Genomic DNA, 12,027 nt, shown 5'->3' with positions numbered 1-12,027 from the left:
CGCGTAGATCCATTTTTCAGCGTTATCAGCGTTCTATTCTGTCCTGTTTGTCAGTTCCGGGAAAATCCCGACATTTGCCACCCCTTAACGAAAAGGGACCTAAAAACAACCGCGACATGCCGACCCGCATCCGCCTTCAGAGAAAAGGCAAAAAAGGCAAGCCGTTCTACCACTTGGTAGTGGCTGACCAACGCGCCCCGCGCGACGGAAAATACATCGAACGCATCGGTGCCTACGATCCCAACCAGAACCCTGCCTTGGTGGAAGTAGACCGTGAAAAGGCGATGGATTGGCTTCAGAAAGGCGCACAGCCCAGCGATACCGCCCGCGCCATCCTCAGCTACAGCGGTGTGGTCTACAAGAACCACCTGCAGAACGGCGTGAAGAAAGGTGCTTTCGACCAGGCAGAGGCCGATCGCCGCTTCGAGGCTTGGATGAGCGCGAAGAACACGAAGGTCGAGGCTAAGAAGACCGGCTTGGTCAATGATGCCACTAAAGCCTTCAAGGACCGCCTGGCCGTCGAGATGAAGAAATCGAACGACAGGGCGGATGCCTTGACCGCGAAGTTGGCCGCATCCATGACGCCGCCTCCCGTTGCCGAAGAGGAGGCCCCTGCAGCCGAGGCTGAAGCCGCTCCGGAAGCGGAAGCAGCACCGGAAGTCAGTGAGGCCGTAGCATCTGCCGAAGCAGCACCGGAAGCCGGTGAGGCCGCAGCACCTGCCGAAGGTGGGGCCGCAGAAAAGGAATAAGCATTCAAACGGAGAAACTACCGAAGCCCGGCTCCGATCAGAGCCGGGCTTTTCCGTTTTTACGAGGCGCATTGCCGCTGAATGCCGGAGCCGCCCTAATTTCACGGCCATCAGATGGAATTGGGAGCATTGCATCGTATCGGCCGCTTGGGAAAGCCATGGGGGCACCGCGGTGAGCTTACGCTCTATTTGGAGGATTCCGGCCTGGAGGAGGTGCTCGCCTTGGGCGTGCTCTTTGCCGGCCTGGACGGACAGCGTGTCCCTTTCCACGTGAGCCATTTCCGCGAGCATCCCCGCACCGGTGCCGTGGTGAAGTTCGAGGACTTCGATGATCCCCAAAGCGTGGGTTTCCTGGTGAACTGCGAGGTGTTCGCCCCGCCCGGGCATATCCGGCTTGAATTGGAGGAACTTGAGGAAGAGGAGAACCTCGATCCGGACGAGTTCATCGGCATGCGCGTGTTGGACGAGGAGCATGGCGAACTGGGCGAGATCGTCGGCACCGAAGGCACCGAGGACCACCCGGTAATGGTGGTCCGAAAGGGCGATCAGGAGATCCTGATCCCCATGGTGGACGACATGATCACGGGCATCGATTTTGATACCGGACACCTCGTGGTGCGCACCCCGCCCGGACTGGTGGACCTCTACCGCGGGAGCTGAAAGCTGTTGTCGTCTGGAATGCCGAACGACTATTTCCAGTTCAAACAGTTCACCATTAGGCAGGACCGCTGTGCCTTGAAGGTGGGGACTGACGGCATGTTGCTGGGCGCGTGGACCCGGTACGCCAATGCCTTGCGGATCCTGGACATCGGAACGGGCACGGGCGTATTGGCCTTGATCGCCGCCCAGCGCAACAACAGGGCGGTGATCGATGCGGTGGAGATCGATCGAGAGGCGATGGAACAAGCACGGGAAAATGTCGCTGCCAGTCCGTGGCCCGATCGCATCCGTGTGCATTGGGCCGATGTGCGGAATTGGAAACCTGCGGAAGGCTATGACCTGGTCCTCTGCAACCCGCCCTTCTTCAAAGGACATCTGACCTCGCACGATCCGCGCACTGCATTGGCCAAGCATGAGCATGCGCTAAGCCTCGGGCAACTGGTGAGGGAGGCCGATCGTTTCTGCAACCCTCACGGACGCCTTTGCATGATCATGCCCCTTGACCGGCTTCCTGAACTCAAATCACTCACAGGTGCCAATGGCTTTGTCCTTTCGCGGGAATGCTTGGTGAGCTATAGGGCCAACAAGAGGCCTAAGCGGGTCCTGGTGGAACTCTCCCACACCTTCGACCTCGAGCTAATGACGGCGGAAATGGCGGTGGAGCGTGAACCTGGCGAGTACACACTGGAATACAAAGCGTTGCTCCGTGATCTGAAACTCCGCTTCTAGGCAGTGGCTTCCACTTCCTTTTCCGTGAAGGCGATCCCCAACGTGGCCAGTTCATCAAGGATCGGGTCGTAGAGCTCAGGCTTTACCGGCAACAGCACGCCGCGCTCCTTGATCTTCCCGTTCAGCAGCAGCTTTGCACCGATCGCCATCGGCAGGCCCACCGTGCGGGCCATCGCGGTGTAAACGGTGTCTTTACCCGTCACCGTCAAGGTGGCATGGATCTCGGAATTTTTCCCGTTCAACGCGTAGCGGAAGCGGTGCCACATCACCAGCAGGTCCTTGTCGTTGGGGCCGAGCTTCCACTTGTCCACCAGCAGGCGCTGCAAGGTGGCGGCCGGGGAAAGTCCTGCTTCGCCGATGGTGCCATTGCCGAAGAGACCGAGCCAGTCGAGCTTCTGCATCACCTCGCCTTTGGGGTCGAGGCCGAGGTAGGCTGCCAAGCTCGACCGAACATCCTTGCTGCTCTTGTCCTCGGTGAGGAAGGCGCGGATGTATTCCGGCCAAGTGGCGTCCTTCGGAAGTTCCATCGCATAGCCGTCCTCGGTGCAGCCCAATTGCACGAAAACGTCCCACGCCGCGCAGAAGCCGCCCTTGCGCAAGGTGCCGCGCTTCATCGTTGGGATTTCATTGATGCCGTAGATCTCCCGGTACTTCAGCGAATCACGGTTCGGATAACCGTCGTACGCACCAAAACCGGGGATCTCCACGCGCTCGGTCCGCTGGAAGAGCTTATGGTAGGGGATGTACTTGAGGTCGCCGTCGTGGATGTAACGGGCCGCATTGCCTTGCCCGGCCAGCACCACGTTGCGCGGGTTCCAGCTGAATTTATAGCCCCAGGGATTATTGTCGCTTTCCGGCGCCACCAGTCCGCCGCAGTAGCTCTCGAAGGCTTCCACCCGTGCGCCTTTCGCGCGCAGGCCGTCAATGATCCGCATGGCGCTCATGTGGTCGATACCGGGGTCCACGCCCATCTCATTCAGCACGGTGAGGTCCGCCTTCTTGAATTCCGCGCTGAGCGGCCATAATTCCTCGGGCACATAACTCGGCGTGATCACGTTCTTCTTCAGCCGCAGGCAGTCCTTCATGACGTCCATGTGCATGAAGGCGGGCAGCATGCTGATCACCAGATCGTGCTTCCCGATCAGCGCCCCACGGGCTTCTGCGTCGCTCGCGTCCAGCTCGACCGGCGTCGCCACGTCGTCCCGGCCTTGCGTCAGCTTTTGCACGATCGCGATGTCGCGTTCCGCCACGGTGATGTGCCACTCCTGCTCGGCGGCGTGTTCGATCAGGTACTGAAGCAGGGAAGAGGCCGAACGGCCGGCGCCGAGGAGGAGGATGGAACGCATGCGGATCGGATAGGCGTTGTGTTTACAAGGCGTGAAAGTGCGGATCTTAAATTTGGTGGTGCCCCTTCTTCAATTTCCTTGTGCGTATCAAGCACTTTCGCTGATCGTGGACAGCACCTCTTGAAGTGTTTCCTTCAGAATGCCCGTAATGCCCGGGTCCATCCGCCCATTGCTAGCGAAGCGCTGGTTCACCTCCAGCTCGATGCCCGCGTAGTGCTTCGGGAATAACTTGCGCAAATGCGTAGGAAAGCCGTCAGAAGTGCCCTTGTACGGCTGGTTCATCCGGACCACCAGCTGCGGAGCGCGGGTGTGCAATGCCTTCCGCCAGGCCATGCAGAACGCGCGTTCGTTTGCCCGTGATGGATCGTACAAAAGACCGATGTCCATCGTGCGCTTTACGCCGTCCAGCACCGGGGTGAAGCTGTGTACCGCGACATGCACGACATTCTCTTTTGCAGCGATCCGTTGCTTGATGCGCGCAGTGAATTCGCTGCGATAGGCACGATGGAAATCCAACAGTTCCTGCTTCCATGTGGGATCGAGGTCCCGCGTGTAGGCTGAAAAGAGTTTCGGGTGATGTTCGGAGCGATTGAGCTCGATGCAGAGACGTGTGCATGTCGCTGAGGTGCTTTCCGCGGCGAACGGGGCCAATTGCTTGAAAAGGTCCAGTGCGCCAATGTCGAGCCCGCGATGGGTCCGCAGCACTTCTTCATCCCCGGCAAAGCAGGGGCGCAGGTCCGGCGGGACCTCATTGCCACCATGCTCGCAACTGAGGACGAAGGTGGTCATGCTAGTTGCCGGTCCTCGCGCAAGCAGGCGGCCAATTCCTTGTACACTTCGGTGATCAACGCCGCATTGGGATGCGGGCCGGTGCGGACCAGGATACGGTTTGCGAGGCAACCGTGTTGAAGGATGTGCGAGATCGCTTTGCGAGCATCGGCGCTCAGTTCGGTACCCACTTCCGCATAGATGTGTGACCAGAGTTCCTTAGCGGTGGCCGTGGAACGGTCAAGGCCGAACATCAGCAGGTATTCCATGCTGTTGATCGTTGTGGCCCCGGCATCCTTGATCACCGTCTTGAAAATGGCGAGAAGGTCCTTCTGGTGCCAAGCACGTTGGAGGTAGTTGCTCGCCCAGCGCCCGTCCACCAAGGCTTTCAGGGTGGCCACGAGCAGTTCCGCGATGGCGAGGTCGGCACCGGGGCATTCCTGGATGTCCACCACGCGGATCTCGATCGCATTTCGGTCGAAGCGTGCGATGGCCCCGCGGGAGTTCGCGAACTGGTGGTCCATGATCCCGTCCGGATCGAAGGGGGCCATGGCTTTTCCTATCGGGCCGAAAACATCGCGGTAGTATTCTTCTTCCGTAAGAACGGCCTCGGGTATCAAGGAACCCATGAGCTGGGGCAGGCGGTCCTGGTGGTGCAGGTAGGCTTCCATGCGGGCGTCCATGTAACCGGTGGCCTTGCCGTCCAGGATGGGGGAACTCGCGCTGAGGGCCGGAATGATCGGTAACAGTAAGCGGATGGAGGTGTGCAGCTTGCCGAACTCCTCGTCGTTCGCGAAGGGCAGGTTCAGGTGGACGCTCTGCAGGTTGCTCCAGCCGTGGCCGCGGCAATCGAAGATGCGGTTGTAGAGCGCGTAGATCTCGTTATTGTCGTGCGGCCAGATCACGGTTTCGGTGAACGGGTCGAAGAGGGGATGGGCCGCCGTGGGCAGGAGCATAAGCCCGCGTTTGGCGAGGATCGCATCGATCGCCCGCACCTCGGATGCGAATTTCTCCTTGTAGGAAGGGATGTCCGTGGTAGGCCGTGCGGTCTTCAGCTCCACCACGTGGGCCACCAGTTCGTTGCTCCATTCCACGTCGCCGCGCTCCACGTCGCTGGTGATTCCACCGGTGACGTCCTTGAACAGCAGGTCGACGGTGGGGCTGGCGCGCAGGGTCTCGCGGTCCACCACCATGTATTCCAGTTCGATGCCGGTTACCTCGAAGAGGCCGTAAGGTTTCTTGTCGCTCATGCCTTGGCCGGGGCGTTGCTCCCGGTGGTGGTTTGCGGTATTCCGATCTTCTTTTCAATTCTCTTCTTCAATGATCCGATGATGCGCCGGTAGATCTCATCACCGAGTTCCACATCCTCGATGCCGTGATCGATGTTGGGGCATTCGTTCACTTCGATCACATACGCCTTTCCTTCATGCTCTTTCACGTCCACGCCGAAAAGTCCGTGGTCCCCTACCATGGCGCGCACGGCCTTCAGCGCGGCGTCCATCACGTGCTTGGCGCACTCGTCCACCTTCACCGTGTCGAAGTTCCCGGTCTCGCCGTCCTTGGTGGCGCTGCCCCAGTTGTAGATCTGCCAATGCCCCCGGGCCATGTAATATTTGCACGCATAGAGCGGCTTTCCGTCCAATACGCCGATGCGCCAGTCGAAGTCGCTGGGCATGTATTCCTGGGCTACGGCCAAGTCGCTTTCCGCGAGGATCTTGTCCAATTTGGACTCCAGTTCCTCCGGTGTCTTCGCCTTCTCCACTCCGATGCTGAAGGTGCTGTCCGGCAGTTTCAGCACCACTGGAAAGCCCAGGCATTTCCCTACTTCGTGCCGGTTCTCGCTGTGGACGATCATGGTGCGCGGTGTGGGCACGTGATGCGCCTCCATCACCTCGGCGAGGTAGACTTTGTTGTTGCACTTGAGTATGGCGTCCGGCGCGTCCATCACCGCAAGGCCTTCCTGCTGCGCCTTCCGCGCCATGCGGTAGGTATGGTTGTTCACGTGCGTGTTCTCACGGATCAGCAGCGCGTCGTATTCACCGATGCGGTCAATGCTGTCCGGCCCGATGATGTCCACCCGGAACCCCATTTCCTCGGCAGCCTGCCTGAATTTCACGATGGCACGCTTGTTCGATGGCGCGGCCTTGTCCTCCGGGTTCACCAGGATGGCGAGGTCGTAGGCGCTGCGGTCCTCGCGGGCGGTGTCGTAACGCTTCTTGCCGAAGTATTCCGCCGCGAACTCCTTCAGCAAGGGGGATGTGCTCCTCTTCGATGTCGGTGTAGGGAACGGGGCGCACCGAGCGGAGTTCCCATTTCTCGCCCTTCACGAAGCGGGCACGCAACAGGGGCGCCTCGAAGACTTTGTAGAGTTCGTGCGCCAGCTTGTCGTAACGCGGGTTCACGTTCCGGCCGAAGTACATGCTCAGTGTGAAATCGTGCTTGTCCTTGTGCTGCAGACTGTGCTGGATGACCTCATCGAGATCGCGCGAGAGCACCTTCACGATGCTCGGGTTCTTCAGGTCCAGTATGGTCTTGGCACTGGGTATCACCTTTTGGCCGCGTGCCTCGGCAAGGAGGCTCACGTAGTAGCCCCGGCTCTGGTACACGAACCTCCGCGCCAGGTTGAAGATCCGTGTGTTCTTCAGTTGCGCGAAACGTGGGTCCGTGAGGTAGTCCTTGCTGGAGACCACTTCCACATTAGGCGCACCGAGCTTGAAGGCCTTGGGGTCGTGTACGACGATGATCTTCCTCATAAGGTGAACGGCGTTGGGGACAGGACGAGCATGTTGGCGTCATAGGTGACGATACCGAGCATGATGCTGTTGATCAAGCGGCCTACCGGCACTTCATAGGTGCGGCCCTCGGCCATGGGATTGTCGTGATAGGGATCCGCCACGAAGACGCGCTTGCGCTCCATGCCGCGCAACACCACGAAGTGCCCCATGGGCTTGCCGCGCAGGTCGTGATAGACGCTACGGCCCTTCGAGTCCGCATATTCCCGCTTGCTCTTGTACAGGTATGTGGCGCTCAAGCCGGACAACACGGGCAGGTTCGCGTCGAAGTAGGAGCGGAGCAGGTCCGGCGTTGGATCGTCGAAGCGGATCTCGCCGCCTTCTTTCAGGAACCGTGCGTATGCCAAGCAGGCCGCGTGCAGCTTTTTGCCGTCCTTGATCCGCGTCTGAGCGATCAGTTTTTTGCCCAGCGCCTCCGGGGAAAGGCCGTCCCACGAGGGGTCGAACACCGCGAGGTTGTAGCTGTACAGCCGGGCTTGGTAACCGCGCTGCAGCGCATGGATCCCCAGTAGCACCGCTAACGTGCCGCCATCTTCCAATTGATGCACCTCATGGATCACTTGTTGCAGCGGCCGTGCATCACCGAAATGGCCGTATACCGCGTGAAGAGCCGTGGCGCCACAGGTGTCATCATCGGGCTGGGCTTCGATCTTGAAGTTGCGCATGGTGTTCGGGCGTAGTGGCTCCGCGGGTTCCCGCCGGTGGAATTATGTCACCTGCGGGGGGGGCAAAGTTCATGCGGACCGGCCACCGTTGAACACGTCGCTGCGCCTTCTTTCACATCGGCTTGTTCATCGGAAAGGTCCGCAGAACCGGTTTATCGACCTTGCAGTGGTTCCGTAGGCAGGAATGCGGCAGGGGGGCGGAATATCCGGGGAAGCTCTTCTTTCGGGTCGAAGGGCATCACCAACCACGACGGGGCCAAGGTGCTGCGCGCGATCAAGCGGCCCCCCGCATTGAAAACGCCGAGGATGATCGGGTCTTTGCGCGAGCTGTCCACCACGCGCATGCTGTAGATCAACACCGCGTTCAAGGTGTCCGCAGGGTCCGTCAGCGCGTCGCCGTAGTAACGCGACAATGCCCACAGATACTTCTCCACCTTCTCATTGTCACCGGGCTGGCCGTTCACGGTCCAACCGTTCTCGTTCCGTTCCAAGGAATAACTGCGGCTTCCCGGGAAGACGAAGGTGATGAACGTCCAGTCCGCCGGATCCCCGTTCACCATGGGCTTCGGTATCCAGTCCTCGAAGCGCATGTCGGTGATCGGGTCGAGCGCCCCCGGAACCAAGTAGACATTAGGGTCGCCGCCCAACATCACGGCAGTGGTGGTCTCCGACCCCGTGAGGCTCAGTTGTGTGCTGCTGCTGGACGTGCCGATGTGCAATACCGTGTTCATGGGGCTGCTAAGTTCCACACGGGCCGCAAGGCTGTCGCTCAGGCCGTACCGTTCGATGATGGGCGGTGTATGGCCGGCCATGCGCAAGGGCTTCACGTCGGCAAGTGTGGAAAGCAGCGTGTTCAACGGACGGCTGAAGGCCCGGGTCACATGTCCGCCCGCCGAGACCGTCCAGCCCATGCTTTCGCGCTGAAAGTGCAGGGCGGGCGCCTTCTGCGAAGGTGCGGGGATGATCGTGAACGAGTTCAACCGTGCCGTGTCCACCTGGATCAAGTGCTCCCTGAAGCTCCTTTGTTCGGCCTCTTCCGGCGTCCGCCCTCCAAGCCACCAGAACAAGGCCAATACCATGACCAAGGCCGCCAGCAGGCCGATGCGCGTCTTATCGGACATCCCCGGGGCGCATGCGGCGCTTCCGCTGGCGATGGCGCCATTGCCCCCGGAACAGGCCGTAGAGCAGCACCACCGCGATCGGCAGCAGCAGGTTCAACCATTTGAGTGTCGTGCGCCGGGCCTCGCCCGGGTCGGCGATCGGGCGGTAGTCCTTCTCCTTCCCGCGGATCGACAGCAGTTGCGTGTTGTGCGTGACCCAGTCCGTGGCGTTCACCATCAGGTCCAGATTGCCCTTGGGCAGCTGCACCGGCCGTCCACCTTGGTCTCCCGTGCAGAAGTTCCCGTTGCTGAACACGACGAGGCGTGCCCTGATGCTGTCCTTGCGTTCCAAGGCTGCGCCAAGCACTTGCGGGCCAAGCGGGAAGTCCGCAGCGGCCCAAGTCCTTCGAAGGTCGATGGTCAGCGGCGTGGGGAGCACGTTGCTATTTGCGCTTGTGGAAAGGATGGGGGAGTACCCGGTTGTCACACTGTCGCCGATGAAGGTGATCGGCGTCGCGAACTGGAACATCACGAGGTCCAGCCCGTGAGCCACGGCATGCTTGCTGAATTCGTTCAGCAGCGGATAAAATGGGAACTGTACCGAGATCGGCGTTTGGACGCCGCTCTGTGTCACGCCGACCTGCCCGCACTGCTCGTCCACCACTACGCCAGGTCCGATCCGCACGCCGTGTTCCGCCAGCCACCGTGCGATGCCGATATCCCGCTGCTGTGCCTCCGGGGAAACGGCCAGGTCCGTGGCCACCGCGCTATATGCCAGCACCACGCCGTGGCCCTTCGCCATGTATTCGTCAAGCCGCTTCTGGTGCAGTGGGGGGATGCTGTCCTTCGGATCGATGATCAAGATGGAGGCAAAGCGCTCGTTGATGGGGTATGAGTCGTAGATCGCCGTGGCCTCCACATCATACTGGGCGTTGAGCTGCACCGCCAGCTCGTCCAAGGCCTGGAGCGACGGTTCCTGATGGCCCTGCATCACCCCGATCAGCGGCTTTTCCACAGTGGCCGCTTGGGCGATCGCCGAGGAGAGGATCCACTCCATGCCGGGTCCTTTCTGCAATGCGGGTATCACGGCTTTGCGCGTGGCCATACGCACCACGGCGCCCATCAACACTTGGATGTTCTCGCTCCTGTCCTTTGCGCGCGTCTGTGCCAGCAAGGGCCGCACACCCAGCTCCACGGCCTTTGCCGTGACCGCCTCGGAGCTGCCCGGGTCCTCGAACTCGAAGACCAGTTTTCCGCCGGAACGTTCCGCATATTCCACCAGCAGGTCCTTGAAGTCCTGGCGCACCACGGACAGTTCCGGCGGCAGGTCTCCCGTGAAATAGGCCGTCACGGTCACCGTCTCCGGAAGCCCGTGAAGCAGGTCCAGCGTGGCCTGGTCCAGCGTGTAGCGCTTGTCGCCGGTAAGGTCCATCCGGAATTTGTAGCGCTGCGCCAACATGTTCACCAGCACGAGAGCCGCCAACAGCAGCAGCAAGGCGATCAAGGATGTGGTGCGCCTCCTCATGCGTGGCGTGCCCCGCGCCGGGCGAGCTCATGGCCGGCCAACAACAGGCCCGCTGCGGTAAGACTGAGGAAATAGACCAGGTCCCGGCTGTCGATGACCCCGCGGCCCATGCTCTCGAAATGGTTGCCGGTGCTGAGGTAACGGAACACCTGTCCGGTAAGGCCAGTGAGGTTCGCCGCCAGCACCGAAGTGCCGAAATGGAAAAGCGCCATGATGACCAGGGCCAGGATAAAGGCCGTGATCTGGTTGGCCGTGAGGCTGCTGGCGAAAATGCCCAATGCGATATACGCGGCGCTCATCAGTGCCAGGCCGAGGTAGCCGCAGATCACGGTGCCATGGTCGATCGGGCCGAGCATGGCCACGGTGGCATAGTAGGGAAGGGTGCAGAGCAGGGTGAGCACGATCAACGCCAAGCAAGCGAGGAATTTGCCCGCGATCACCTGCTGCGGCGTGATGGACCGCGTGAGCAACAGGTCGAGCGTGCCACTCTTGCGTTCTTCCGCGATGGTGCGCATGGTGAGCGCCGGGATCAGGATGAAGAGCGACCAGTTCGCCACGTTGAAGAAGGTGCTCAGATCGGCGATGCCGCGGATGAAAACGTCCGTGCCGAACCACCAGGTGAAGAAGCCGCTCACGCCCAAGAAGGCCACGATGACGAGATAGGCCATCGGCGAATCGAAGAAGGAAGCGAGTTCCTTGCGGGCGATGAGGAAGGCGGCGCGCATGGGGGTCATTTGCTCGTGGCGTCACGGAATACATCCTCCAGGCGGCTTTCCACCGGTCGCAACTCGCCGAGGCTCCAACCTTGCTTGGAACAAATGGCGACGATCAGTTCACCGGCAGGCTGGGCCATCCGGATCTCATAGCGGCCTACTTCACCGGGCATTGCTTCGGCCGCGACCACCTCGTCCATGCCGCGTAACACCGATAGAACAGCCTCGGGTGCCGCACCGCCGATACGCACCACGAACACACCCCGGCCCAGCACGCGCGCACGCAGTTCCTCCGAAGTGCCATCAGCGACGATCCGGCCCTTGTTGATGATGAGGATACGGTCGCAAACGGCTTCCGCCTCCGGGAGGATGTGCGTGCTGAAGACCACGGTCTTCGCCTTGCCCAGCTCTTTGATCAAGGCGCGCACCTCGATGATCTGGTTGGGGTCCAGGCCCGTGGTGGGCTCGTCCAGTATCAGCACCGCCGGGTCATGCACCATGGCGAACGCCAGCCCTGCGCGTTGCCGGTAGCCGCGGCTGAGCTCGCCCGTGCGCTTGTGCTTTTCATCGCCTAAGCCGCAGACCTCCACCATGGTGGCGATCCGCCCGTTGATCGCATTGCGGGGAACTCCTTGCAGCCGGGCACCGAAACGCAGCAGGTCCAGCACGGGCATGTCCTCATAAAGTGGATTGGCTTCGGGCAGATAGCCGATGGCGCGGCGGAGTTCCACCGCGGTAGGTGTCATTTCCTGACCGTCGATCAACACCTTTCCGGCATCCGGGGCCGTCAGCCCGCAGACCATGCGCATAGTGGTGGTCTTCCCCGCGCCGTTGGGCCCGAGAAAACCCAAAACTTCCCCCTTGCGGGCGCTGAAGCCCACATGGTCCACGGCTACTTGCGTACCGTAGCGCTTGGTGAGTTCCTCGGTGCGGATGTCCATCGGCAATTGCGGTGGACCGGTCCTCGTCCCGGTCAAGGC

At 61.0% G+C, this 12,027-nt stretch carries 11 protein-coding genes and 1 pseudogene; 3 read left to right on the top strand and 9 right to left on the bottom strand.

The features are described from left to right. Positions 1 to 116 precede the first annotated feature (116 nt). From IPP95_04150 to IPP95_04140, 3 genes are all read left to right on the top strand, one after another. Positions 117 to 749 (top strand): 30S ribosomal protein S16, encoded by a 633-nt coding sequence (locus tag IPP95_04150; GenBank protein QQS74190.1) that lies wholly within the window; start codon positions 117 to 119, stop codon positions 747 to 749. 114 nt (positions 750 to 863) lie between these two features. Further along, a complete protein-coding gene (gene rimM / locus IPP95_04145) occupies positions 864 to 1,409 on the top strand; it encodes a 16S rRNA processing protein RimM (protein QQS73423.1) in 546 nt (181 codons plus the stop codon). A gap of 18 nt (positions 1,410 to 1,427) precedes the next feature. Continuing rightward, positions 1,428 to 2,138 (top strand): methyltransferase, encoded by a 711-nt coding sequence (locus IPP95_04140; protein ID QQS73422.1) that lies wholly within the window; start codon positions 1,428 to 1,430, stop codon positions 2,136 to 2,138. Here the strand turns inward: IPP95_04140 and IPP95_04135 are convergent. The 9 genes and pseudogenes from IPP95_04135 to IPP95_04095 all read right to left on the bottom strand — a co-directional run bounded on the left by IPP95_04135 (position 2,135) and on the right by IPP95_04095 (position 11,988). Next, positions 2,135 to 3,484: a saccharopine dehydrogenase NADP-binding domain-containing protein gene (locus IPP95_04135; GenBank protein QQS73421.1), complete on the bottom strand. Its 1,350-nt coding sequence runs from the start codon at positions 3,482 to 3,484 to the stop codon at positions 2,135 to 2,137. The two genes, IPP95_04140 and IPP95_04135, sit on opposite strands and share 4 nt — an antisense overlap. A gap of 87 nt (positions 3,485 to 3,571) precedes the next feature. Next, on the bottom strand, positions 3,572 to 4,273 hold the full coding sequence (locus tag IPP95_04130) for an N-formylglutamate amidohydrolase (protein QQS73420.1): 702 nt from the start codon (positions 4,271 to 4,273) through the stop codon (positions 3,572 to 3,574). Further along, complete coding sequence (locus IPP95_04125) at positions 4,270 to 5,502, bottom strand: glutamate--cysteine ligase (GenBank protein ID QQS73419.1); 1,233 nt, start codon at positions 5,500 to 5,502, stop codon at positions 4,270 to 4,272. The genes IPP95_04130 and IPP95_04125 overlap by 4 nt, the downstream gene beginning before the upstream one ends. Continuing rightward, positions 5,499 to 7,005: pseudogene (locus IPP95_04120) on the bottom strand (RimK family protein). The gene IPP95_04125 and the pseudogene IPP95_04120 overlap by 4 nt, the downstream one beginning before the upstream one ends. After that, positions 7,002 to 7,709: a hypothetical protein gene (locus IPP95_04115; protein QQS73418.1), complete on the bottom strand. Its 708-nt coding sequence runs from the start codon at positions 7,707 to 7,709 to the stop codon at positions 7,002 to 7,004. Before IPP95_04115 ends, IPP95_04120 begins: the two are co-directional and overlap by 4 nt. A gap of 152 nt (positions 7,710 to 7,861) precedes the next feature. Beyond that, positions 7,862 to 8,830, bottom strand: a complete 969-nt coding sequence (locus tag IPP95_04110) for a DUF4340 domain-containing protein (protein QQS73417.1) — start codon at positions 8,828 to 8,830, stop codon at positions 7,862 to 7,864. Then, on the bottom strand, positions 8,820 to 10,334 hold the full coding sequence (locus IPP95_04105; protein ID QQS73416.1) for a Gldg family protein: 1,515 nt from the start codon (positions 10,332 to 10,334) through the stop codon (positions 8,820 to 8,822). Before IPP95_04105 ends, IPP95_04110 begins: the two co-directional genes overlap by 11 nt. Further along, positions 10,331 to 11,059: an ABC transporter permease subunit gene (locus IPP95_04100; GenBank protein QQS73415.1), complete on the bottom strand. Its 729-nt coding sequence runs from the start codon at positions 11,057 to 11,059 to the stop codon at positions 10,331 to 10,333. Before IPP95_04100 ends, IPP95_04105 begins: the two co-directional genes overlap by 4 nt. Positions 11,060 to 11,064: 5 nt before the next feature. Next, positions 11,065 to 11,988: an ATP-binding cassette domain-containing protein gene (locus IPP95_04095; GenBank protein ID QQS74189.1), complete on the bottom strand. Its 924-nt coding sequence runs from the start codon at positions 11,986 to 11,988 to the stop codon at positions 11,065 to 11,067. Between the last annotated feature and the right edge of the window lie 39 nt (positions 11,989 to 12,027).

The organism is Flavobacteriales bacterium (assembly GCA_016700415.1).
Classification (GTDB): domain Bacteria; phylum Bacteroidota; class Bacteroidia; order Flavobacteriales_F; family PHOS-HE28; genus PHOS-HE28.
This window is presented reverse-complemented; position numbering and strand designations above follow the sequence as displayed.